Source organism: Embleya sp. NPDC056575, from assembly GCF_042793325.1.
Lineage (GTDB): Bacteria > Actinomycetota > Actinomycetes > Streptomycetales > Streptomycetaceae > Embleya.
This window is the reverse complement of the sequence record NZ_JBHTVA010000114.1, coordinates 1-24,353: the sequence shown is the minus strand read 5'-3', so window position 1 is coordinate 24,353 and position 24,353 is coordinate 1. Positions and strand designations below refer to the sequence as shown.

At 71.8% G+C, this 24,353-nt stretch carries 17 protein-coding genes; 11 read left to right on the top strand and 6 right to left on the bottom strand.

Features of this window, described 5'->3' with window-relative positions:
- Window positions 1-462: 462 nt before the first annotated feature.
- The gene (locus ACFRCG_RS46145) at window positions 463-1,113 is read right to left on the bottom strand and encodes an O-methyltransferase (RefSeq protein ID WP_380042676.1); all 651 of its coding nucleotides are present in this window, start codon (window positions 1,111-1,113) and stop codon (window positions 463-465) included.
- 79 nt (window positions 1,114-1,192) lie between these two features.
- Between ACFRCG_RS46145 and ACFRCG_RS46140 the strand changes: the two genes are divergently transcribed.
- Complete coding sequence (locus tag ACFRCG_RS46140; protein ID WP_380042675.1) at window positions 1,193-1,846, top strand: TetR/AcrR family transcriptional regulator; 654 nt, start codon at window positions 1,193-1,195, stop codon at window positions 1,844-1,846.
- A gap of 40 nt (window positions 1,847-1,886) precedes the next feature.
- Here ACFRCG_RS46140 and ACFRCG_RS46135 read toward each other — a convergent pair whose 3' ends face one another.
- Window positions 1,887-3,137: an FAD-dependent monooxygenase gene (locus ACFRCG_RS46135; RefSeq protein WP_380042674.1), complete on the bottom strand. Its 1,251-nt coding sequence runs from the start codon at window positions 3,135-3,137 to the stop codon at window positions 1,887-1,889.
- A 113-nt stretch (window positions 3,138-3,250) separates the two neighbouring features.
- On the opposite strand from ACFRCG_RS46135, the gene ACFRCG_RS46130 reads away from it, so the two are divergent.
- Window positions 3,251-3,889, top strand: a complete 639-nt coding sequence (locus tag ACFRCG_RS46130) for a TetR/AcrR family transcriptional regulator C-terminal domain-containing protein (protein ID WP_380042673.1) — start codon at window positions 3,251-3,253, stop codon at window positions 3,887-3,889.
- Window positions 3,890-4,099: 210 nt separating this feature from the next.
- Complete coding sequence (locus ACFRCG_RS46125; protein ID WP_380042672.1) at window positions 4,100-5,572, top strand: hypothetical protein; 1,473 nt, start codon at window positions 4,100-4,102, stop codon at window positions 5,570-5,572.
- 1,219 nt (window positions 5,573-6,791) lie between these two features.
- Here the strand turns inward: ACFRCG_RS46125 and ACFRCG_RS46120 are convergent.
- Window positions 6,792-8,156: a pyridoxal phosphate-dependent decarboxylase family protein gene (locus ACFRCG_RS46120; RefSeq protein ID WP_380042671.1), complete on the bottom strand. Its 1,365-nt coding sequence runs from the start codon at window positions 8,154-8,156 to the stop codon at window positions 6,792-6,794.
- 234 nt (window positions 8,157-8,390) lie between these two features.
- Between ACFRCG_RS46120 and ACFRCG_RS46115 the strand changes: the two genes are divergently transcribed.
- The 3 genes from ACFRCG_RS46115 to ACFRCG_RS46105 all read left to right on the top strand — a co-directional run bounded on the left by ACFRCG_RS46115 (window position 8,391) and on the right by ACFRCG_RS46105 (window position 14,575).
- Window positions 8,391-8,903, top strand: coding sequence for a VOC family protein (locus tag ACFRCG_RS46115; RefSeq protein ID WP_380042670.1), 513 nt, complete (start codon window positions 8,391-8,393; stop codon window positions 8,901-8,903).
- A gap of 337 nt (window positions 8,904-9,240) precedes the next feature.
- Entirely contained in the window at window positions 9,241-13,116 is a 3,876-nt protein-coding gene (locus tag ACFRCG_RS46110; protein WP_380042669.1) for a phosphodiester glycosidase family protein, read from the top strand.
- Window positions 13,117-13,411: 295 nt separating this feature from the next.
- A complete protein-coding gene (locus tag ACFRCG_RS46105; RefSeq protein WP_380042668.1) occupies window positions 13,412-14,575 on the top strand; it encodes a glycoside hydrolase family 19 protein in 1,164 nt (387 codons plus the stop codon).
- Window positions 14,576-14,668: 93 nt separating this feature from the next.
- On the opposite strand, the gene ACFRCG_RS46100 is transcribed toward ACFRCG_RS46105, so the two are convergent.
- Both ACFRCG_RS46100 and ACFRCG_RS46095 read right to left on the bottom strand, forming a co-directional pair.
- A complete protein-coding gene (locus tag ACFRCG_RS46100) occupies window positions 14,669-15,709 on the bottom strand; it encodes an RNA ligase family protein (RefSeq protein ID WP_380042667.1) in 1,041 nt (346 codons plus the stop codon).
- Between the two features lie 77 nt (window positions 15,710-15,786).
- Window positions 15,787-16,425, bottom strand: coding sequence for a TetR family transcriptional regulator (locus ACFRCG_RS46095; RefSeq protein ID WP_380042666.1), 639 nt, complete (start codon window positions 16,423-16,425; stop codon window positions 15,787-15,789).
- Window positions 16,426-16,512: 87 nt separating this feature from the next.
- Between ACFRCG_RS46095 and ACFRCG_RS46090 the strand changes: the two genes are divergently transcribed.
- From ACFRCG_RS46090 to ACFRCG_RS46080, 3 genes are all read left to right on the top strand, one after another.
- Window positions 16,513-17,988 carry a purine-cytosine permease family protein gene (locus ACFRCG_RS46090; RefSeq protein WP_380042665.1) on the top strand — a complete coding sequence of 492 codons (1,476 nt, stop codon included), beginning with the start codon at window positions 16,513-16,515 and terminating at the stop codon, window positions 17,986-17,988.
- 112 nt (window positions 17,989-18,100) lie between these two features.
- Window positions 18,101-19,762: an amidohydrolase gene (locus tag ACFRCG_RS46085; protein ID WP_380042664.1), complete on the top strand. Its 1,662-nt coding sequence runs from the start codon at window positions 18,101-18,103 to the stop codon at window positions 19,760-19,762.
- A gap of 50 nt (window positions 19,763-19,812) precedes the next feature.
- Entirely contained in the window at window positions 19,813-20,883 is a 1,071-nt protein-coding gene (locus ACFRCG_RS46080) for a C45 family autoproteolytic acyltransferase/hydolase (protein WP_380042663.1), read from the top strand.
- A 54-nt stretch (window positions 20,884-20,937) separates the two neighbouring features.
- Here ACFRCG_RS46080 and ACFRCG_RS46075 read toward each other — a convergent pair whose 3' ends face one another.
- On the bottom strand, window positions 20,938-22,368 hold the full coding sequence (locus ACFRCG_RS46075) for an APC family permease (RefSeq protein WP_380042662.1): 1,431 nt from the start codon (window positions 22,366-22,368) through the stop codon (window positions 20,938-20,940).
- Window positions 22,369-22,469: 101 nt separating this feature from the next.
- Between ACFRCG_RS46075 and ACFRCG_RS46070 the strand changes: the two genes are divergently transcribed.
- Entirely contained in the window at window positions 22,470-23,150 is a 681-nt protein-coding gene (locus tag ACFRCG_RS46070; RefSeq protein WP_380042661.1) for a TetR/AcrR family transcriptional regulator, read from the top strand.
- A complete protein-coding gene (locus ACFRCG_RS46065) occupies window positions 23,147-24,298 on the top strand; it encodes a P1 family peptidase (protein WP_380042660.1) in 1,152 nt (383 codons plus the stop codon). Before ACFRCG_RS46070 ends, ACFRCG_RS46065 begins: the two co-directional genes overlap by 4 nt.
- The last annotated feature ends 55 nt before the right edge of the window (window positions 24,299-24,353 follow it).

Below are 24,353 nucleotides of genomic sequence, written 5' to 3'. Positions count from 1 at the left end.
GTCAACAGGACGGTGGCGACGACGGCGCCGACGACCAGGAGCAACGCCGCGAGCACGAGCCTCCCCCGAGACCCCCGCTCCCGATCGACGAAGTCCCCGCCGTGGCGGCCCCATTCATCGGGGGCCACGGGCCCGCCGTACCCGAAGGGCTCGTACTCCTCCGCCGGTGTTCCCGGTGCGAGCGGGATCGGTGGCGGCGCGAGCGCCTGTCGGGACGTGCGATCCGACCTCCGGACGCGCACGGTGTCCCCCTGGATGGCATGGCGAATAAACGGGTCGAACACCCGCGTCGACGCCAGGGGTCGCGGCCGGATATCGGCCCGACGCCCCACGATCCCGGTGGAACCCATGGGAAGTCTAGAAACCGCCCGGCGCGACCGATAGGCCGAATCGCGCGCGGCAACCCGTTCCCCGCACGCGATTCGGCTGACCTCGACCTTCGGCCCCGGCCGCCGCGCCCTGTCACAGGCGACAGCTGATCTCCATCCCGTCCTCGACCGGGAAGCTCACACTCTCGTAGCCGTTGCCCGAGTCACGGACGTACTCCAGGTACGGCCGCATCGAGCTCTGGTCGATGTCGTCGGCCACCACGAGCGTGCCCGGCCGCAGCCGCGGCTCCAGCAGGCGCAGCACCGGCAGGCACAGGTCCTTCCAACCGTCGAGCAGTACGAGGTCGGCGGGTGCGTCCAGTGTGGCGAGGGTGTCGAGGGCATCCCCCTCCAGCACGGTGATCAGGTCGTCCACGCCGGTCTCGGCGAATGTGGCGCGGGCCGCGGCGATCTTCTCCTTGCTGAGTTCGGTGGTGAACACGCGTCCGGCGCCGTTGTCCCGCAGGGCCGCGGCCAGGTGCAGCGTGGAGATCCCGAACGACATGCCGAACTCGACCACCGTGGTCGGACGCGTGGCGCGGACCAGGTTGTAGAGCAGCACTCCGCCGGCGGCGGAGATCGGCATGTGGATCCCCGCCGCGGCGTCGGCCTTCTCGTGGGCCGACATCGAGGCGTAGCCGGCGGGCAGTGTCGCGGCGATGGCGTCGTCGCGCTCGGCCAGGGCGAACATCCGGTCGAGGGCGGTGCGGATGCGGGGGTCGGCAAGCGTGTGAGTGAATGTCATGACAGCCAGCGTAGACGCAACGTCGCGTCTACGCTAGCGACCCTTTCCGGATGCAATACCCTCGACCCGAGGAGGCGAGATGACATCGAGGACACCGGGCGCCGACGCCCGCACCACCCCCACCGTCGGCGGATCGCCTCGACAGCACCACGGCAACCGACACGGGCGCAGCGAACAGGCCCGCCTGGCGGTGATCGAGGCGGCCGACGACCTGCTCGTCGAGAAGGGCTTCGCCGGCGTCACGATGGAGGGCATCGCCGCCCGCGCCGGGGTGGCCAAGCAGACCATCTACCGGTGGTGGAGTACCAAGACCGACGTACTGATGGACGCCTTCCTCGAGGACGCCGCCGAGGACCTGGCGATGCCCGATTCCGGAGACCTCGCCCGCGACCTGCGCGACTACCTGCGCCGGCTCGCGTACTTCCTCGCGAAGTCCGACTCCGGCGCCGTCTTCCGCGCGCTGATCGCCCAGGCCCAGCACGATCCGGCGTTCGGCCGCGACTTCCGCGCCAAGTGGCTCGACGCGCAGCGCCGACGCGACCGCGTCGCCCTGGAACGCGCCGTCGCCGACGGCCGGTTGCCCGCCGACCTCGACATCGCCGGCGAGACCGACCGACTGGTGGGCCCGCTCTACTATCGCGTCCTGGTCACCGACGAGCCGATCGACGCCCCCTACACCGACGCCCTCGTCGAAGCCTTCCTCGATCGCCACGCCCGCCCCGCCGCCCCCTGACCGGCCCGGACCGAATCGGGCGTCCCACACCCCGCGCGGTTCAGCCCGTCCGCTCGAGCGAACCCGCTCGCTCCGCGTAGTCCCGGAGGGTGAGCGCGCTGGCGGCCTCGTCCGTCCCGTCGCCGCTCGCCCACGGCAGGCGCGGCAGGTGCCGCGTCCACGGCAACATGCGCGTGGTGCGATCGCGCACCCACACCGCGGTCCGGCTCCCGGGCAGGATCGCCGGCGTGTTGTCCGGCGCGAGGCGTTGGCACCGCTCGACGTAGTCGGCCATCTCGTGCCGGTAGCGGGCGAACGCCGTGCGGTACTCGCCGCCCGCGCTCGCGAGTTCGCCGGCCAGCACGTACGCGCCGACCAGGGCGAGGCTGGTACCCATGCCGGACAGCGGCGCGGGACAGTGCGCCGCGTCGCCGGCCAGCACGACGCGGCCCTTCGACCAGCGCCGCATGTGTACCTGGCTCGCCGCGTCGAGATGGAAGTCCGGCACGTCCCACATGGCCTCCAACAGCGCGGGTACGACCCAGCCCGCGCCCCGGAAGCGGTCGGCGACGAACTCCCGGCCGGCCATCGGGTCGTGCCGGTCGAACTCCGGGGGCGGCGCGTCGAAGAAGAACATCGCCCGAGCCTCACCGTCGACGCCGATCGGGTACAGCCCGGCCGTGCGCGCCCCGCCGCGAACCGGGTCGCTGTACAACTTCCACCAGCCGTCGAGCGGCACGGGGCTGCGCGTGGCGAAGATCGCGAGGTGTGAGCCGAGCGGCCGCACGTACGACGCTTCCGGGCCGAAGACGGCGGCCCGCACCCCGGAATGCAGTCCGTCGGCGCCCACGACCAGATCGAACCTGCGATCGGCGCCGCCGACGAAGTGCGCCGTGACGCCGTCGTCGTCCTGGTCGAGGCCGATCACGCCGTCGCCGAACACGTATTCGGCGTCGGCGCGGGTGGCTTCGTGCAGGATACGAACCAGGTCCCCGCGGGTGATCTCGATCTCGGCGACCGCGCCACCGGAATGGCCGAGCAGGTCGACCGGCAAGGTGGCGGTACTGCGCCCTGCGGCGTCGACGAAGGCCAGACCACGTGCCCCGGTGTGGGCACGGCGGATCTCGGCGGACAGACCCATCCGCTCGACGGCCTCCCGGGCGACGCCCCGGATGTCCACGGCCTGCCCACCCAGCCGCAGCGCCGGCGCCCGCTCGGCGACGGTGACGTCGAAGCCGTATCGATGCAGCCAGTAGGCGAGCGCGGGGCCGGCCACACTCGCACCCACGACGAGCACGTTGCGGTTCTCCACGATTACTCCTCGTTCTCTTCCCGAACATGACCTGAACAGTGTTCATGTAGAACACCGTTCAGGTTAGGTAGGGTGGCGGTACGTGTCAACACGGTGACGAAGGGATCGACGGCGTGCGCCTACACCGCTCGGACGTACTCGCGGGGGCCATGGCCATGCTCGAAACGGACGGCCTCGACAAGCTGACGATGCGTCGGCTCGCCGGTGTGCTCGGCGTGCAACCGAGCGCCCTCTACTGGCACTTCGCACACAAGCAGGCACTGTTGGACGCGATGTCCGAGCGGCTGATGGAGGGCGTCGGCGACGTCGATCCCGACCGACCGGGCCTGGAGCGACTGGCGGAGTTGGCCCGGCGACTGCGCACCGCGCTGATGTCCCACCGCGACGGCGCCCGGGTCGTCTCCGGCACCTACGTGCGCGAACCCAACACGCTGCGGGTCGGCCAGGTCGCCATCCAGGCGGTCATCGCCGCCGGGGCGCCGCGCGAAGAGGCCGCCTTGGCGGCGTTCGCCCTGCTCCACTTCGTATTCGGCCACACCATCGAGGAGCAGGCCCGGGACGAACTCGTCGCCCGGGGCGCCTGGGAGGAGCACACCGTCGACATCGACGCGCGCGAATACCCCGACGTCGGCCCCGCCCTCGACGCCCTGACGGCCACCGACTCGGCGGAGCGTTTCCGCTACGGCGTCCGACTGATCCTCGACGGCCTGGCCGCCCGAATCGGCAGCACGGCCGGCGCAACAGGGGTGTAAGCAGGGCGAATTCGGGTTCGCCGACAATGTCCCGAACAACCGCAAATCGGTGTATTGACCATCCGGCAAACCCGGCGGACTCTGCTGGGTACCCGGGTGTGCCGCGACGGCGGCGAGGGGTACCGCTCCGCGCTCCTCGCTCTTCGTGGTCACCCTCACCGGCAGGCGGCAACGCACCGTGTCGCGTTGCAGAAAGGCGGGATGGGATACATGCCGAATCTCCGGAGTGTCCACGGCGCGGCTCTCACCGACTCGATCCCCGCCCAATCCATCCCCGCGCCGTCGATCCCCGCGTCGCGCGCCGGGGATCCCGCGCCGGCACCGATCCCGCAGCCGCTCCCCCGGCCCGCGCCGCGGCCGATTCCGGTGCCGGTACCGCCCGTTCCCGGTCACCGGTTCCGGATCTTCAAGCAGGACCCGACGGTCGCCGACCCGGCCGTGCGGTCGGTGTTCGTACCCACGGTCGTGCTCAACGGCCCCACCGACGCCCGCGTCTCGACCGAGCTTCCCGGGGTGACCCCGGTCGCCAGGAACACCACCGGAGACTTCGAATTCGAGCCGGGCACCGCCGAGTTCGACTGCGCGCACGCGTTCGCGGTGGTGCACGAGACCGTGTCGATGTACGAGCGGCACAACGACGGCGCGCCGATCCCGTTCGCCTGGAACGTCGGCGGCAACATCGACCGGCTGACCGTCTTCCCCCGAGCCGGGTCCGGGGCCAACGCCTTCTACAGCCGGGCGGCCAAGGCACTGAAGTTCCTGTTCTTCACACCCCAGGGCGGCACTTCGCCGGTCTTCACGTGCCGGTCCCTGGACATCGTCGCGCACGAGACCGGGCACTCCATCCTCGACGGCCTCAAGCCCGGATGGCTGAGCAGCGGCAACACCCCACAGACCGGCGGGCTGCACGAGTCCTTCGGCGACCTCACCGCGATCTTCCTGGCCCTGTCCCAGCCGGACCAGGCCGAGGCCCTGGTCGCACTCGCCAAGGCCGACCTGCACGCCCGCCAGTTCCTGTCCGCCCTCGCCGAACAGTTCGGCCAGGCCCTCGGGCTCCCGTTCGGATTACGCAACGCCGACAACGACCTCAAGCTCAGCGAGGTAGGCAACGAAGTACACGCGATCTCCCAGGTGTTCACCGGCGGAATCTACGACACACTCGCCGACATCTACGCGTTCGAGCGCATCCGCCAGGCCCGGACCAAGGACCCCACGATCGTCCTCATCGAGGTCGCCGACCACCTCTGCAAACTGCTGTTCGACGCAATCGCGGCCGCACCCGCAACGGACGCGACCTACGCCGACGTGGTCAACCAGATGTTGCGCCTGTCCGCCGAACGCAACGACCCGGCCAACCACCGCACGTTCCTGCGCAACAGATTCGCCCTCCGCGAGGTCGTCGTCTCCCCAACCCCACTCGACGCGGTACTGGAGGGCCGGCTCAACCTCACCGACCCCGACTACACGGGCGACGGCACCCACGAGGTGACCAACGTCGAACCGGCAGACCAAAACTCCCCGAGCCTACGCGCGGACCAGGACCGATCCACCTGCTGCGGCACCATGCAAATGCCCGAATTCCAACACATCGACGCAGAAACCCTGGCCACCGGCGGCACCCTGACCGACCAGGACATCCTGTCCAACGAACTGGCCACCCTCCGCAAGGCCTTCAACAAGTAACCGACCCGCACAACCAAGCAGGAGATGCCGGGAACCCAACCGACAGCAGGCGAGCGGGAGGAGGCTCGGGTCGAGTCCGCCAGGGAGCCTTCCCGGGTCGGTGGGGCGTTCCCGGCGCGCGCCGCGCCGTTGCTTACGGCCGGCCGGTGCGGGGCCGGCCAGAGTCGGCGATGGTCCGCCGCCGGCGTGCGGGGCCAAGACTGAGGCTCCCCGACGAGACGCACGCGTCGGTCGGCAAAGAGCCGGCCGGCAGCAGGGGCAGGGTGGGCGGTCGAGTCGGGTTCCCGGGCACCTTCCCGAGTGGGTCGGGCATTCCCCGCGCACTCTGCGCCGTTGCTTACGGCCGGCCGGTGCGGGGCCAGTCAGAGTCGATGTTGGGCCGCCGCCGGCGTGCGGGGCTCCAAGACTCGAAGCCCGCGACGAGACGGGTGTGTTGGTCGGCAAGAAACCAGCCGGCAGCAGGAGGGTGGCGGGGTCGAGTCCGCCGGGAGCCTTCCCGAATGGTTTGGGGCGGTTCGGTGATGTTGGGAAAGAAGCTGGGGTTCGAAACCGGATCGCGTTGGGGGGTTGTGGGCTTCGAACTTCGGTGACCTGCGGTTTTGTGGTGTCGAGGCGGAAAGTCGGGCGTCGAGTGCCGGTTTCGTGCGCTCCGACCCCCTCAACGCCGGTGTGAAGACCGAAACTGCGCAGTGAAAGCCGACTTCGCATGCTGCGACCCCACAAAGGCCGTCGAGTAGACCGAAAGTGCCCAGTGAGGGCCGAAACCGGATCCCAAGCCGCTCGACATGGCCTCTTTTCACACTGACCTGCGGTTTTCTCTCACACCGAGGTCACGGCACCTCACGCCGTCCGGTTTTGTGACCCCTCACCACCCACACGCCGACCGCACACCGAAAACGCCCGGCCACCCGGGAAGGCTCCTCGCCGGACTCGACCCGAGCGCCCACCCCACCCGCCACTGCCGGCCGCTTTTCCCCCGACCAACACACCCGCCTCGCCGAAAGCCCCCGGTCTCGGAGCCCCGCACGCCGGCGGCGGCCCACCACCGACTCGGACCAACCCCGCACCAGCCACCCGCAACCAACAACCCAACGCCCGCCACAAACAACCCAACCCACTCGAGAACGCGAGCCCGGCAAACCCCACCCGACCGCAGCGGTGGTGCGATGCGAGGGGATCGGTCGGATCGCGTGGCGCGCGGACTCGGCTCCATGTCCCCTCACATGCCCGTGAGTTGCTCCACGCGGTTGTGGAGGTGGGCTACGTAGGCTTCCGACTCCGGCTTCATCAGGACGCTGCGGAGGATTCGGGCTCCGTTCGCGTCGGCGGTGAGTTTCGGGTGCCGGGTGGTCAGGCGCGCGGCGTCTATTCGGAGTGTGCTCAGGAAGATCGGGTCGTCGCCGTCGCGCATGCCCTCGTGCAGAACCCGGGCGGCAGCCTCGTCGATTCGGGCGAGGGTGTACGGCGAGGTGATCGGGAAGTAGCTCACGATGTCCAACTCCGGGGGTTGGTACAGCTCCAGCCGGTCGGACCCCTCGATCAACTCCGCCCACCGCAACGCCGCACGTCGACCGGCCGCCAGCGTGCGCCCGAGCCCTTCCCGGGTGGGCGGCAGCAGTTGGAAGGTCAGCCACAGGGCGGCGGCGGCCGCGCCGGCGCGTGAGCACTCCAGGCTGATCTCGCCGAGGTGCAACTCGTCGGAGGTGAAGTAGGTATAGGGCGAGTCGTGCAGGTAGAACCGGCCGACCGAGGGGTCGCGGAACAACACGGCACCGCACCCGTACGGCTGGAGGGCGTGCTTGTGCGGGTCCACCACGATCGAGTCGCACTCGGCGATCGCCCGCCACGGCGCGGCCGGCAGCCCCTCCGGGCCGTCCACCCCGGCGAGCAGGGTGAAGAATCCCCCGTAGGCGGCGTCGACGTGGATCCGTACGCCGTACCGCTCGCGCAACTCCAACGCCTCGTGGATCGGTTCGACGGCGCCGAGGCCGGTGGTGCCCGCGGTGAGTACGACCGTGCCGACCCGACCGGTCCGCAGCAGTTCCTCCAGCGCGTCGAGGTCCATGCGGCCGTGGTCGTCCACCGGTACGGAGTGCCCCTCCACGCCCAGCACGCCGCACATGCGCCCGTGGGTGTAGTGGGCCTCGGTGCTGTACGCGACGCCCCTCCCGGGATGGAGTTCGCGCGCCACGAAAAGCGCTTCGAGGTTGGCGATGGTCCCGCTGGTGGTGAGGTGCCCGAGGTGGGTGTCGTACCCGAACATGTCGGCGAGCTGCTGTACGACCTCGCGTTCCATCTCGGCGGTCGCGGGTCCCCCGTCCAGGGCGTGGTTGTTGGGGTTGATCAGCATCGCGGCGAGATAGCCCACGACAGCGGCCGGATGCGGCGGCTTGAGCATCTGACCGGCGTAACGCGGATGGAAGAAGGGGTAGTTGTCCGTCAGCCGCTCGGTGAACGTGGCGAAGACCTCCGCGAACCGTTCGTCGTCCACGTCCAGGGCCGGATGGCCCCGGTAGGACCCGAACCCCGCCGCCCAGTGCTCGTTGGATGTCACGGCGGCCTCGAGCCAGTGGCGCAGATCCATACCGCTCTCCTTGGCGTTCGTTCTCCTCCGAGGATTGTTTGGCGCCAAACAAGCTAGGCCGCGCGCAAAAGGCCGGTCAAGAGTCGAGACGACTCGAGACAACTCGAGACACCCGACATACCCGCACACCCCGTGATGACGATCCGATTTTCCGGGCGCGTTGCCGGGGCTTTCGGGATGGCTGTCGCAATAGTGGGGTCGTTCGGCCCATGTCCACCCCGGGAGAGAACGACCATGCCCCACCCCGAAGCCCCGCAACCCCCGCCCCCGCCCCCGGCCCCGGCCCCGGCCCCGGCCCCATCACACCCCGTACGCCAACTGCGTCTCGTAGTCGAGGCCCAGGACTTCGACGCCGCGCTCGCCTTCTACCGCGACGCCCTCGGGCTGCCCGAGGAGGCGGCCTATTCCGGGGACGGCGGGGCCCGTGTCGCGATCCTCGACGCCGGTCGGGCCACGTTGGAGATCGCGAACCCGCAGCAGAAGCGGATGATCGACGACGTCGAGGTCGGCCGCCAGGTCGCGCCCCGGATCCGGGTCGCCTTCGAGGTCGCCGACGGCCGGGCCGTGACCGATCGCCTCGTCGACGCGGGCGCCACCCCGGTCGCGCCCCCGACCGTCACGCCGTGGCAGTCCCTGAACTCCAGGCTCGACGCACCCGCCGACCTGCACATCACCGTCTTCCAGGAACTCGCGGACGAACTCCCCGACCCCGATCGCCCCGAGCGGACAACCGAGCCCGACTCCTGACCCGCCCACGCCACCCGCCCGCGCCACCCGCCCGCGCCCCACGCCCCCACTCCCCACGCCCCACTCCCGACGCTCCGGCCCTCGCTCCGGCCCACGCCCCGGCCCTCGCTCCCACCCCCGCACCCGGCTCCAACCGATCCGCCCCATTCCTGCGGAGTCGCGGACGGTGTTCTCCCTCGTGCGTCAACCGGTTAACCGGAACGTGGCATTCGGGTCCCTCGACCGCGATTGGCTGCCTGTGGCCCGATGCTCTCGACCGGGCCGAGCCATTGCGCGAGGCCACGCCGCCGTGCTCCGATCGGTGGATCCTCGCATGCGTTGAGGAGCTGAAGTCCCCGTGTCACCACCCCGCATGGGCGTACGCCCGGCCCGTCCCCGCCCCGCGGCGGCCGCGCTCGCCCTGACCACCCTGCTCGTGGCGGGCCTCACCGCGACCGCCCCCGCCGCCCTGGCCGACGAAGCGCCGCAAACCGCCGCGAAGCCGCAGGCGGGCGGCGGCGGCGTCGCCGACGGCCTCGTGCTCGACCGTCCCGGCGAGTCCGTCGTCACCCGCCGTGAGGTCACCCCGATCGCGCCCGGCCTGACCCGGACGTCCTTCGACCGCATCGGCCGGGCCGGCTGGATCCGCGGAAACGTTTTGGTCGCCGACCTGAACACCAAGGGCCTGAGCGTCGACTACCTGTCCTCGGGCAAGGTGACGACCCGGCAGACCGTGTCCGAGCAGGCCCGCAACGCGGGCGCGGTGGCCGCCATCAACGGCGACTACTTCGACATGAACGCCTCCGAGGCCCCGCTCGGCGCCGGCGTCTCGCGCGACAAGGGCCTGATCCACGCACCGATCGAGGGCTGGAACCAGGCCGTGACCGTCGGTACCGACGGACTGGCCCGGATGGCACAGGTGTTCCTGGAGGGCAACGCCACCCTGCCCGGCGGCCGTGAGGTGCCGCTGTCGGGCGTCAACACCTACGGCCTGCCCGAGGGCGGCGTCGGCGTGTTCACCTCGGCATGGGGCAACGCGTCCCTGGCGCATGTCGCGGGCGGCTCGGGCAACGTGGTCGAGGTCGAGATCCGCGAGGGCCGCGTCGTCGCGGTGCGCGACCGGCTCGGCGGCGGGCCGATCGCCGACGGCACCACGCTGCTGGTCGGCCGCGAGGGCGGCGCCGACCGGCTGCGCGCGCTGAAGGCCGGCGACCCGGTCGGCATCGGCTACAAGCCGCGCGCCTCCTTCGGCGAGGTCGCGGTCGCGGTCGGCGGCTACCAGGTCCTGGTCCGCGACGGGGTCGCGACCGAGTCCGGCGAGAACGACGGCAACGAGCCCAACGCCCGCACCGCCGTGGGCTTCTCCGCCGACGGCAGGCGCATGTACCTGGTCACCATCGACGGTCGCCAGGCCGACAGCCCGGGCATCAACCTGAGCAACCTGGCCGTGTTGATGCGGGACATGGGCGCGCACAACGCGCTCAACATGGACGGCGGCGGCTCCGCCGACATGGTCGCGCGACTGCCCGGACAGGCGCAGTCCGCCGTGGTGAGCAGCCCGTCGGACAACGGCGGCGAACGTCCGGTGGCGAACGGCCTGGGCCTGTTCACCACCCCGGGCTCCGGCGAGACGCGCGGCTTCCGGCTGCGGCCGGTCCCGACGGTCGACACGGGCGTGCGGGTGTTCCCCGGGCTGCACCGGACCGTACGCGCGCTGCCGCACGACGAGTCGTTCGGCGCGGTCAAGGGCGCGGTGCCCAAGCCCAAGTGGTCGACGGACACCGCCGCGAAGCTGACCGTGGCCGGCAACGGCACCGAGGCGGTGGTGACCGGTCGCGCGCCCGGCCCGGCGTCGGTGACGATCAAGGCCAAGGGCGCCGAGGACGCGAAGTTGCCGCTGACCGTGCTCGGCGAGCCCGTGCGCGTCACCGCCGGGGGCGACCCGGTCGGCCTGGCCGCCCCCGGCGCCTCCGCGCACCTGGCGGTCACCGGCTACGACGCCACCGGCCACGCGGCGCCCGTCGAGGCCGCCGACGTCAAGGTCACCGGCGGCGAGGGCATCGTCGAGGTCACCCCCGCCCCCGACGGCACGCTGAACCTCAAGGCGCTCGCCGACGGCCGCTCGGCCACCCTCAAGCTCACCGTCGGCACACTGGAGACCGCCGTCGCGGTCACCGTCGGCATGACCGAGAAGTCCTTCGCCGACTTCTCGAACGCCGCCGCCTGGAAGTCGGGCAACGACCGTGCCCCCGGCGGCTCGATCGCCCCCGCGCCCGGGCCCGACGGCAAGCCGGGTCTGTCCCTGGCCTACGACTTCACCAAGTCGACCGGCACGCGCGGCCAGTACGCCATCGCGCCCGAGGGCATCGTCCTGCCCGGCCAGCCGCGCGCGCTCACGATGTGGATCGAGGGCGACGGCAACGGCGCCTGGCCGCGCATCCAGTACCGGACGGCGGCCGGAGTGGTGTCCAACCTCGACGCCCCGATGGTCACCTGGAAGGGCTGGCAAAAGGTCGAGTTCCCGGTCCCGGCCGGGGTGCAGTACCCGCTCACCTTCCAGCGATTCCGGCTGATGGAGACCAACGCGGACCGCCTGTACACCGGCCGGCTCGGCCTGAGCGACCTGCGGGTCCAGGTGCCGCCGGACGTACAACTGCCCAAGCAGCCGTACGTCAAGGACCCGGTGATCCTCACCAACGGCACCGTCGACGCCAAGCCGCTGCGCGTGGCGGTGATGTCCGACGCCCAGTTCGTGGCCCGCGACCCGAACAGCGATCGGGTGCGGGACGCGCGCCGCACGCTGCGCGAAGTGGCGGCGGCCAAGCCTGAGTTCATGGTGATCACCGGCGACTTCGTGGACGAGGCCGCACCCGAGGACTTCGCGCTCGCCCGCAAGCTGCTCGACGAGTTCGACCAGTACACCAACCGCACCATCCCGTGGCACTACGTGCCGGGCAACCACGAGGTGATGGGCCCCGGGAACATCGCCAACTTCAAGGCCGCCTTCGGCGAGACCTCGAAGGTGTTCGACCACAAGGGCACCCGCTTCGTCACCGTGGACAGTTCCATGGGCACACTGCGCGGCGGCGGCTTCGAGCAGGTCGCCGGGCTGCGCAAGGCGCTGGACGACGCGGCGAAGGACCCGAACATCACCGGCCTGCTGCTGTTCGACCACCACCCCACCAACGACCCCCTGCCGGACAAGGGCAGCCAACTCGGCGACCGCAAGGAAGCCCGCATGGTCGAGCAGTGGCTCGGCGCGTTCCGGGCGGACAGCGGCAAGTCGGCGGCGATGGTCAGCGGCCACGTCGGCGCTTTCCACGCCGCGAGCGTCGACGGTGTCCCGTACCTGATCAACGGCAACTCGAGCAAGGGCCCGGCCGCCGAGCCCGACCGCGGCGGTTTCGTCGGCTGGACCATGCTGGGCATAGACCCCGCCAAGGGCCGCGTCACCGACCCGTTCGCGGTGCCGGCCGACGACGCAGCGTGGCTGCGCGCCGAGGTCAAGCCGTACGCGGAGTCGGTCGCCCTCAAGGCCCCGGCCACGCTCGGCGTCCTGAACACCCGACCGGTCACCACCACGATGGCCCAGGACGGCCGCACCGTCCCGGTCGCCTGGCCGGTCACCGCCCAGTGGGGCGGCACCGGCGTACACATCGGCTCGCCGGCCTCCGCGCCGCGCGGCGCGATCGCGGCCTACGACCCGGCCTACGCCACCCTGACCGGCCTGCGCCCCGGCGTGGCCACACTCACCGTCACGGTCGGCGGCGTCAAGGCCGAACAGCCGGTCAAGGTCGGCGACGTCGACCCGGCGGCCTGCACCACCACGATCCGCGGCAGCACCGCCAAGCCCCTGGCCGTCACGTCGGGCATCACCTGCCTGGACAACGCCACGGTCAAGGGCCCGATCCTGGTGCAGCCCGGAGCCGGCCTCATCGCCACCAACTCCACCGTCACCGGGCCCATTTCCTCCCGGGGCGCGACCGTCCTCGTCCTGACCGACACCACCGTCGGCGGCCCGGTCGCGGCAAGCGGCAGCACCGGACCGGTCATGCTCCTGTGGTCCGGGCTGGGCGGCCCGGCCGACCTGAGCCTCAACCGGGGCATCACGGTGGTCGCCGGCAACACCGTCGCCGGCCCGCTGAGTTGCCGCCTCAACACCACGCCGCCCACCAACGGCGGCATCCCCAACAAGGTCTCCGGACCCAAGTCCGACCAGTGCGGCGCGCTGTAACCCCCCGCCCGCCGCGGCTGCCGCCTCGGACCCGGTAGGCACACCGCACCACCGCGCGTCCCGCACGACCGCAACCAACGGTCGTGTGGGACGCGGCCGTTCCCACCCGGACAGGCAAATCCCACGCAAAGTCTTGACTGGTATAGACCACTGGTATTGAGTGAGCCCCGCACCATCCCGTCCAGGGGCCTCGAACGAGGCAGGCGCCGGTCCCGGCACGGCAGTCGAAGTACCCGCATCGGTACTTCCGTCGATCAGGCGCGGCGTGTTTCGCGCGCCGGGGAGTGGGCTTTCCATGGCGAGAAAACGAATCATCGGGTTCCTGTTGGCCATCGCGATCGTGGGCATGGGGGCGGCGGCGCTGCCCTTCGCCTCGACGGCCGCCGCCGCGAGCTGTGCGGCCGGATGGAACGCGTCGGCCGTCTACACGGGCGGCGCCACCGCCTCGTACAACGGCCACAACTGGGGCGCCAAGTGGTGGACCCAGGGCGAGACCCCCGGAACCGCCGACGTATGGGCGGACCAGGGCGCGTGCGGAGGCGGCGGCGGCACCACCGGCGGCTCCACGGGCGGTACGACCGGCGGTGGCGGCACCTGTACCTACCCGGACTGGGTGGCCGGCCGGTCCTACGCGGTCGGTGACGTGGTGCGCTACACCAACGGCAATTACTACCGGGCCAAGAACGCCAACCCGGGCTACGACCCGGTGATCAGCACCTGGTACTGGGAGCCGTACTCGTGCGGCGGATCCAGCACCGGATCGACGACCGGAAGCACCACGGGATCCACCACCGGATCCACCACCGACGGCAGCACCGGCGGCAACGGCGGCAACCCCGGCGACTTCGTGGTGAGCCAGGCGCAGTTCGAGCGCATGTTCCCGAACCGCAACCCGTTCTACACATACGCGGGCCTGACCGCCGCGCTGGGTTCCTACCCGGGCTTCGCCAAGACCGGCAGCGACACGGTGCGCAAGCAGGAGGCCGCGGCTTTCCTGGCCAACGTCAATCACGAGACCGGCGGCCTCGTCCACATCGTCGAGCAGAACACCGCCAACTACCCGCACTACTGCGACGCCGGTCGGCCCTACGGATGCCCCGCCGGCCAGGCCGCCTACTACGGACGCGGCCCGATCCAACTGAGCTGGAACTTCAACTACAAGGCGGCGGGTGACGCGCTGGGCATCGACCTGCTGAACAATCCCAACCTCGTCCAGAACGACCCGGCCGTCGCCTGGCGGACCGGCCTCTGGTACTGGAACACCCAGAACGGGCCGGGCACCATGACCCCGCACAACGCGATGGTCAACGGCGCGGGCTTCGGCGAGACCATCCGCAGCATCAACGGCTCGTTGGAATGCAACGGCGGCAATCCCGCGCAGGTGCAGAGCCGGATCAACAGCTACCAGTCGTTCGTGTCGATCCTGGGCACCACACCCGGGAACAACCTGAGCTGCTGAGCCCGACGGGCGGGGCGCGGTGGACCGGCACCCGGCCCACCGCGCCCCGCCCGCGTGCCCGCCCGCACGCCCGCCCGCACAAGCGGGCCATACTCACCCCGAACCGCGCCCGCGCCCGCTTCGCGCACCCCGGCGCTCGGCGGCGTCGAAGCGGGCGAGCGCGCGGGCTCCGGGCTCCAACACCCGGGTCAGGCTTCGCAGTTGCGTATCCGAAAGGCCGCCCACCTCGTCGGCGATCTCCTCCGCCGCGTCGTGGGAGATCTCCTCGGCCACCGTGTCGAGGGCGGCCCGGGGCCCGAGTTTGCTCACCGCCGCCGCCGCGCGGGTCGGCGTGAGCAGCCTCGCGGCTCGGACCAGCAACCACGCCGGCACCCCGGCCGCGCCCTCCGGCGGTGCCAGATACGGCCGGGAGCCGGCGAAGCGGCGATCCTCGGCGAAGCCGTCCTGCTTCACCTTGACCACCGGGCGGGCCCCATCGTGCTCCCACCACTGCCCGGCCGGCTTGAGCACATACCCCTCGGCGAGGTTGTCCTCGATGCGCGGCAGCCCGAGCAGGCCCGGAACCAGGCTCGCGAACACACACGACAGATCCCCGAGCGAGTGCGCCGAGCCGTGCCCGAGCGCCGGCACACAGCGCAGCCCCGCGTCGGCCGCGCCCGCCCGCAACGCGCGGTCCGCGATCCAGCACCGCCCGTCCGCCGTCTCGACCGCCGCGTCGAACACCAACCAGTGCAGGTCGGGCGCGTACCAGACGCCGGTCTGCACCGGCTCGCGGGCGGGATCGGCCGGGACGTCCGGATGCGGGTAGCACCCACCGGCCAGCTCGCCGTACAGGGTCACCGAGGCCGCCTCACCCCACACCGCCCGCAACGAGGCGGCGAACCGCGCCGCGCCCACGGCCAACCCCGGCCAGATCCCGGCGACCCCGAAGAAGTCGTCCAGCAGTTCGTCGGACAGCAGTTCGCGCCGCTTGGCCGGCCGCACCCCGGAGCCGTCGCACATCACCGCGAAATGCGCCCCGTGCACCTTCTCCGCCGCCACCCACTCGCGCCCGCCGCCCGCCCCGGACCGCGCCTTCGCGGACATCTTCGGGTATGGCCGCAACGCGGAACCCCCGGACCCGGCCTGTGACATGGCGAAATCCTCCGTCGCCCGCACCACGCCCGGCAACCGGATTTCCGGGTGGTCCAGACCCGACGCCACCGCCCTCGTCAAAGTCGCGCCCGCAACGTGCCCCGTTGCAGGCCGAGTTCGCGCTCCGCCGTGGTGATCGCCATGTCGTCGAGGGCCGGGTGGTCGAGTTTGACGTCTGCGTCGGCGTTGGCGTAGGAGCCGAGGCCGTCGACGGTGACCAGGATGTGCAGGGCCGCGCCGAGGGCGTCGTCGGTGTCGAACTCCCCCGCCACGACGCCTGCTTCGATCAGGGCGGTGAGCGCGGTACGGGTCACCGTCTCCTGCGCGCCGACCGCGTCGCGCAGGCCCTCCTTGAATCGGCTGAGGTGACGGGCGTTCAGCCACAGCCGGCTCAGGTCGAGATACGTCCCGTCGGCCAGCCGGACCAGGAACCGGGCCAGCCGGTCGATCGGCGCCAGCCCCTCCTCGTCCGCCGGCAACAACGTGTCGCGCTCCTTCGTCGCCGCGTCCGTGAACGCCTCGGCGACCAGGGTGTCCGCGGCCGGGAAGTAATGGCCGATCAGCCCCGGCCGCACCCCCAACTCGTCGGCGACCCGGCGCAGCGTGATGCGTTCCAGGCCCTCTTCGAGGGCGATCCGCGCGGCGCTGCGCAGGATCTCCGCGCGGCGCTCGTCGGGCAGCTTGCGAACGCGGGTGGGTTGGGGTCTTGACGCCATGGCCCACAGCTTATTGGATGTGCGACCATTAGCCAGTTGGCCATGCGACCAATAACCGGCTCGGCCGGCCGACCCCGAGAGGCCCCGATGACCACCACCAAGCCCACCCCCGACGCGAGACCGCAGGACATGTCCGGCTCCGGATCCGCCGGGCACCGGGAAACGCGCGGTATCGACCAGGTCCCCGCCGACGAGCGCGGCGGGGATCCCCGTCGGCTGTTCGCGGTCTGGGCCGCCCCGAACGTGAGCTATCTGAGCTTTGTCGTCGGCGCCACGCTGATCATCATGGGCCTGTCCCTCGTCCAGGCGATCGGGCTCATCCTCGCGGGCAACCTGCTGTGGATCTGTACCGGCGTGATCGCCGCATCCGGCCCCGTCGCAGGCACCAGCGGGTCGGTGATCTCGCGCGCCATGTACGGCGTCCTGGGCAACAAGGTGGTGCTGGTCCTGACCGGATGGCTGATCGCCGCGGCCTACCTCGCGCTGAACTGGTCGGCCGCCTCGGTCGCCGGCATCGGCCTGGCCGCACGCTACGGCCTGCCCGACGACTCGGCCGTCGACGCCGCGGTGATCTGCGCCATCGCGGCCGGCACGATCCTGATCGCGATCTACGGATACGCCACGATCGTGCGCCTGTACTCCGGGCTCAGCGTGTTCCTGACCGTGGTGTTCGTCGTGGTGACGGGCTACGTGCTCGCCGAGACCGACTGGTCGTACACGCCGGCCGAACCGCTGCACGGCGCCGCCCTCGCCGCCGCGCTCGGCGCGGGGTTCACCATCATCGCCTCCACCCCGCTGTCCTACGCCAACAGCCCCGACCTGGCCCGCTACCTGCCGCGCGACAGCAACCCGTACGCGATCGCCGGCTGGACCGCCGTCGGCGCGTACCTGCCCAGCGTCGTCTTCACCACCGTGGGCGCCCTCGCCGCCACCGGTCTGGACATGAGCGACCCCGAGGCCGCGCTGGAGAGCATCCTGCCGGGCTGGTTCATCCCCGTCTTCGTGATCGCGGTGGTGGTCAACACGATGACCAACAACGGCATGACCGCCTACAGCGCGAGCCTGTCCATCCAGTCCGTCGGAGTCCGGCTCGCCCGTATCCCCGCCGTGCTGATCATCGGCGTGCTCGGCACCGCCATGACGCTGTACGCGATCCTGGTCGTCGACTTCCTCGACAGCGTGCAGACGATGTTGCAACTCGTGGTCGTGGCGACCGGTCCGGCGATGGCGGTCGCGGTGACCGACCTGATCCTGCGGCGCAATCGATACCACGGGGCCGACCTGCTCGAACAACGCCGGGGCGGGCCGTTCTGGTACCGCCGCGGTGTGCACCCGGCGGGCGTACTCGCGCTGATCGGCGGTGGCCTCGTCTCCGCGATGTGGGTGAACACCAGCTTCTGGACCGGGCCGATCGCCGCCGCGATGGCGGACGTGGACCTGGCCATCCCGTCCGGGATGATCACCGCCGCGGCGATCTACTGGGGCGTCGCCCGCGCTACCGGCACGATCCCCACGGCGTGGCCCCACCCGCAAGACACCAGGCACGCCACGCGGCCCGAGTAACCCGAGCAACCCACGCAACCGAGCACCCCGAGCACTCCAAGCACCCCGAGCACCCCGAGCACTCCAAGCACCCCGAGCACCCCGAGCACCCGGCAAGACCGAAGGAATCCGCGTGTACGCCGACGTCGTCCTGTTCGCCCGGCACCTCGAACAGCCCACCGCCGCTCCCGCGGCCCCCGTGGCCGCCTCGGCCCCCGACCCGCTCGACCGCGCCGACGCCGTGGCCATCATCGGCGACCGCATCGTCGCCGTCGGCCCCGCCGCCGACATCGCCGCGCTGCGCGGCCCCGACACCGTCGTCCACGACTTCCCGGGCGCGACCATCCTGCCCGGCCTCGTCGACGTGCACGCCCATCCGGTCTGGGGCTCGATCTCCATCGGCAGCGGCGTGGACCTGCTCGGTGCCGGCACCCTCGACCAGGTCTGCGATCGACTGGCCCGCGCCGTGCGGGAACGGCCCGCCGACGCCTGGATCACCGGCTACGACCTCGACGTGAACGTCTTCGCCGGCGACCCGACCGGACTCGTCCTCGGCGAACGATTCCCCGGTGTACCGATCTCCCTGATGACCCGCGACGCACACGCGCTTGTCGTCAGCCCGCACGTGGTCGAGCTGATCGGCCTGACCGGCCGCGAGTCCTTCACCGACGCCTCGTCCGTCGAGGTCGGCCCGGACGGCCGCCCAACCGGCTACATCGTCGAACTCCAGGCCATGGACCTGGTGTTCGCGCACTACCCCGAGGTACCGCTGGACACCGCCGCGCAGTTCGTCCGGGACCGGCTCGAACTGCTCGCCGCAGGCGGTCTGACCGGGCTGCACGCGCTCGATTTCGCCGACCCGTCCGAGGCGGTGTACCGGCACATCGAGGCCCACGGCGAGCTGCCGCTGCGCATTCGCTGCTCTCCGCTCGTGCCGGCCGACTCCGGCCCGGACGTCTGGCGGCACGTGGCCGACCTCCAGGGCCGCCGCGGTCGGCGCTGGCACGTGGCGGGCGCCAAGTTCATGCTCGACGGCACCGCCGACAACGGCACCGCGTGGTTCGACCACCCCGACACCCACGGCGAGAACCGCGAGCCGCTGTGGCGCGACGTCGACGCCTACCGCGCCGCGATGCGCTTCTTCACGCAGCGCGGCATCCCGACCGCGACCCACGCGATCGGCGACCGGGCGGTGCGCTTCGCACTCGACGTGATCGAGGAGGTCGGTCCGGTCGACCAAGCCCCGCACCGCATCGAGCACATCGAGTCCATCCCCGACGACCTGCTCGGCCGCTTCGCCGAACTCGACGTGGTGGCAAGCCTCCAGCCCGCGCACGCCACCCGGCACACGCGCGCCGACGGGACCGACAACTGGTCGCGCCGGATCGGGCCGGACCGGGTCGCGCACGGCTGGCGTACCCGCGACCTGCTCGACCACGGCGCCGTGGTGGCACTCGGCTCGGACTGGCCGATCGGCCCCGGCGACCCGCGTATCGGCCTCGCCGACTGCCAACTGCGCCGCCCCGTCGAGGAGCCGAACTCCACCCCCGTACAGCCCGAGCAGGCGCTCACCGCCCGCGAGTGCTACGCCGGGATGACCGTCGCCGCCGCCCACGCCGCCGGCGCCGGCGCCGAACTCGGCCGCATAGCACCGGACTTCCTCGCCGACCTCACCGTCTTCGCGGCCGATCCGCTCGCCCTCGCACCCGAGGCACAGCCCGGAAACGCCGTACTGGCCACCGTCGTCGGCGGCGAGGTCCGCCTCCACCCGCGCTCCCCGGAAGGACGCCCGTGACCACGCTCGAAGTCCCGCCATCCCCTCGCCCCCCTCGCCCCCGTCGCCACGTGGCGGTCACGGCCGCGGACCCGCACACGCGCGGCGTCGCGCGCGGCGAACAACTGCGCGACGACATCCCCGCCGCACTCGACGCGTACGACCGCCTGTTCGCGCTCGGCGGCATCACACCGGACCGGGTGCGTGCCGACGCCGAACGTGCCCTCGACACGATCGGGGACTTCCACGCCGGGGCCCGGGCCGAGATCGAGGGCATCGCGCACGGCGCCGGCCTCGACCCGTGGCGGGTGGCCGCGCTCAACGCGCGCACCGAGATCCTGGCCCGCAGCGCGGCGGTACCCCCGGGCGAGTGCACCACGATCGTGCGCCGCGTCCCGGGCGAGCCGGGGCGCGCGGCGCGGACGTTCGGCGTGCAGACCTGGGACTGGCACGTCGAACTGCGCGACCTGTGGCACACGGTGGAGTCGCGCGGCGGCCGGTACGACTTCGTCGGCATCACCGAACACGGCATCCTCGGCAAGATCGGCGTCAACAGTGCCGGGCTCGCCCTGCACTTCAACATCCTCGGCCACGAGCGCGACGGCGTGGGCGGCGTGCCGATGCACGTCCTGGCCGCGATCGTACTCGGCGAGGCGGGCGGCGTGGCCGAGGCCGTCGAGATGATCCGCGGCACGCCCCTCGCCTCGTCCGGGTCGTTCGCGCTCTTCGACGAGGGCGAGGCCGTGCTGCTGGATCTGAGCCCCGTCGGGGTGTTCGAGATCCGGCCGGAGCCGACCGAGGGATACCTGCTGCGCACCAACCACTTCCTGACGCCGGTGCCCGCCGAGGCGGAGAAGTCCCGGCTGTACCAGCCCGATTCGGGGCAGCGCTACGACTTCGTCCGGGCCCGGCTCGCCCGCACCGAGCCGCCCGCCACGCCGGCCGGGCTGGCCCGGCTCCTGGTGACCGGGCCGGGCGAGCCGCCGGTGACGTGCGTCCCGGATCCCGCCCAGCCCCCGGGTGCGCGCTGGGCGAGTCTGGCCACCGTCACCCTGGAGCCGGCCGGCCGCACCGCCCACGTCCTGGACGGCACCCCGGCCGACGCGGACTCCCGCCCCTGGCGCCGCCTCACGGCGGCCTGAGCGGGTGGGTCGGGGCCGGCGGGGCGCGGCCCCGACCCACCCGGGGGCGATCGGCTACTCGGTCGTGTCCCGAACCGGGTCGGGCATGGTCCAGCGGTGCTCACGCCTGGGGTACAGGTAGGCGTAGTAGTAGAGGTATCCCGCCGCGACCATGGCCACGGCGATGCCGGCCGGGCGCCAGTCGGCGTCGATCGACTCGTACAGGACGTAGGTCATCACGCCGATCGCGGCCACCGGGACCCACGGCCAGGCGGGCATCCGGTACGTCGCGTGGGCGGTCGCCCCGGAGATCCGGCCGTACAGCGCGGCGACGGCGACGAAGATGTACAGCAGCACCAGATTGGCGCCGGTGGCCAGGATCAGTTTGTCCAGCGGAACGAGCCAGGCGACGACGATGGCGGCGGCGCCCGTCGACAGGGTGGCCGCGACGGGGGTGCGCAGGCGCGGGTGCACCGCCGCCAGCGGCCGGCCCACCACGTCGGGCCAGGCCCGGTCGCGGGCGGAGGAGTACACCAGTCGGCCGATCTGCAGCATGATCGCGATCACCGCGTTGACGATGGCGATCGCGATGCCCAGGCTGACAACGGTGTCGACCGTGTCGCCGCCGCGTTCGAGCAGGAAGTAGTTCATCGGGGACGGGGCCGCCATGAGTGCGCTCGTACTCGGCGTGCCCAGGAGCACCGCCACCAGCGGCAGGCACTCCGCGACCACGGTGATCCCGAGCGACCACATCACGATCCTGCCGATCGAGGAGACCTGCCGAGTCTCCTCGGCGTAGTACACGGACGTGCCGTAGCCGTTGTAGGCGAACAGCGCGCTCGCGGCGAAGGACGAGACGAGTCCGGCCGAGGCGCCGACGAGCACGCCGTCCTCGCCGAGCGCGTGCGGCGTCCACAGGGTGGATATCGGTTGCTCGACGTTGACCAGGCCCAGCCAGGCCAGTACGGCGATCGCGACGAGTTCGACGGCCAGGAACACGCCGGTGACCCAGGCGTTGGTGCGGATCCCGAGCACCGAGACGAGCGAGGCCACCGCGATCACGATCGGTCCGGTCTTCTTGCCGCCCAGCGAGTCCCGGACCACGCCCAGGTAGTCACCGGTGCCCAGGGCGATCACCGCCACCGTCAGGACCCCGGCGAGCAGCGCCAGCGCGAACAGCGCGAAGCCCGTGGCGCGGCCCAGGGTACGTGCCGCGAAGGCGTATTCGCCGCCGGTGATCGGGAAGGCGCTGGACAACTCGGCGTAGCAGAAGGCCATCAGCATCCCGGCGACGGCCGCGAGCGCGAAGGCCAGTGCCGCCGCGCCGCCGAGCCCGCTGATCACCGACGGCATGATGATGAAGACGCTCGACGCGGGCGTGACGGCGGACAGCGTGATGAACATGTTCTCGCGCAGGCCCAGCGAACGGGACAGGTCCTGGGCGTAGGCCGGCGACTGCGGCGGCGGGGTGCCGGCGGGCGGCCGGCTGCCCTGGGTTTCGGCCATGTGGCTCCCTTGTCAGTTCTTTGACGCCGGAGTCAACGATATGAAAGAGTCCCACGTCAATGGGTTGACAATAATTTGGCACTGAAGACAAGGAATGGTGCATGGCACGTCCGAGGAATCAGACGGCCCGGCGCGAGCAGCTGGTCCACGCGGCCACCGAGGCGGTCGGCCGGCGCGGGCTGGCCCAGCTGCGGGTGGCCGACATCGCCGAGGTGGCGGGCGTCGCGCGAGGCTCGGTCAACTACTACTTCAGCGATCTCGGCGACCTGCTGCGGCAGGTCTACCGGCAGGCCGCGGACCGCTTCTACACCTCCCGCACGGACACCGCCTCCCGGCTGCCCGACGCCCGGGACAAGCTGGTGGCCTGCGCCCGGCTCGGGCTGCCGGCCGGCCCGGAGGACGAACTCGCGGTGGTGCTGTACGAGTTCAGCGCCGCCGCCCGGGACGAGAGCGAATACGCCACGCTGGCGCAGAGCCTGTACGACCGTCAGGTCGCCATGTACGGCTCGATCCTGGAAATCGGGCGCGCCCAGGGCCACTTCCGGTTCACCGAGCCGATCCCGGACGTGGCCGCGAACCTGGTCACCCTGGAGGACGGGTACGGCCTGCACATCGTCGGCCGCAACTCCTCGCTGCCGCCCGAGCGGGCCCTGGCCCTGATCCTGGCCCACGCCCGCCAGGCCACGAACTGCCCGGACCTGCGGCCGGACCGGGTCGTCCCGGATCCCGAGGCGACCGGTCCCGACGCCGCTCGCCGGCACACCCCGGAAGGCACCGCGTGAACGTCCCCACCACATCCCCCCTCACCGCCACCCCGTCGGGACGGCCCCGCGCCCGCGCCCTGGGCATCCGCCTCGACGGCACACCCGGGCCGGCCAACGCGCTCACCGACGTCCCCGGCGTCGAGATCGGCTACACCACCCTCGTCGAGGGCACCTCGGTACGCACCGGCGTCACCGCCCTGTTGCCGCGCGGGCGGGCCGGCGTGGGCCTGCCCTGCGCCGCCGGACGGTATGCGCTCAACGGCAACGGCGAGATGACCGGCGGCAGTTGGCTCGACGAGACGGGCAGCCTCGCGGGCCCGGTACTGATCACCAACACGCACGCGGTGGGGCCCGCGCACCGCGGCGTGATCGACTGGACCGTGGCCAACCGGCCCGACCTGGCCCGGCAATGGCTGCTGCCCGTGGTCGCCGAGACCTGGGACGGCTACCTCAACGACATCAACGGCTCCCACGTCCGCCCCGAACACGCGGTCGCCGCGATCGACGCGGCCGCTCCCGGCCCGGTCGAGGAGGGCTGCGTCGGCGGCGGCACCGGCATGAACTGCTATGGCTTCAAGGGCGGTTCGGGCACGGCCAGCCGGGTGGTCGAGTACGGCTCGGCCCGCTACACGGTCGGGGCCTTCGTCCAGGCCAACTTCGGCGCGCGCCGCGAACTCGTCGTCGCGGGCGTGCCGGTCGGCCGCCGGATGACCGAGGACAACCCGATGGAGGACACCGACTGGTTCGCCCCCGGCGGGGCGGGCTCGGTCATCGTGGTGGTCGGCACGGACGCTCCTCTGCTCCCCGGCCAGTGCACGGCGCTGGCCCGCCGGGTCCCGATGGGCCTGGCCCGCACGGGCACCACCGGCAGCCACTTCTCCGGCGACATCTTCCTGGCCTTCTCCACCGCCAACCGGGGCGCCCTGGCCAGTGGCTTCCCCCAGGCCCCGGCCACGGACGAGGACTACGACACGCTGCGCCACATCCCGTGGGGCCGCATCGACCCGTTCTACACGGCCACCGTCCGGGCGGTCGAGGAGGCCGTCCTCAACGCCCTGGTCACCGCCGAGGAAACCGTCGGCCGCGAGGGCCACCGCACTCCGGGCCTCCCCCACGCCCGCCTGCGCACACTGCTCGAAGAGCAGAGCCACCCCATCGGCGACTGACCGGGTGATCGCGCGGGTGACGCCACCCGCGAAACGCCGCGGGGGGCCGCCCCCC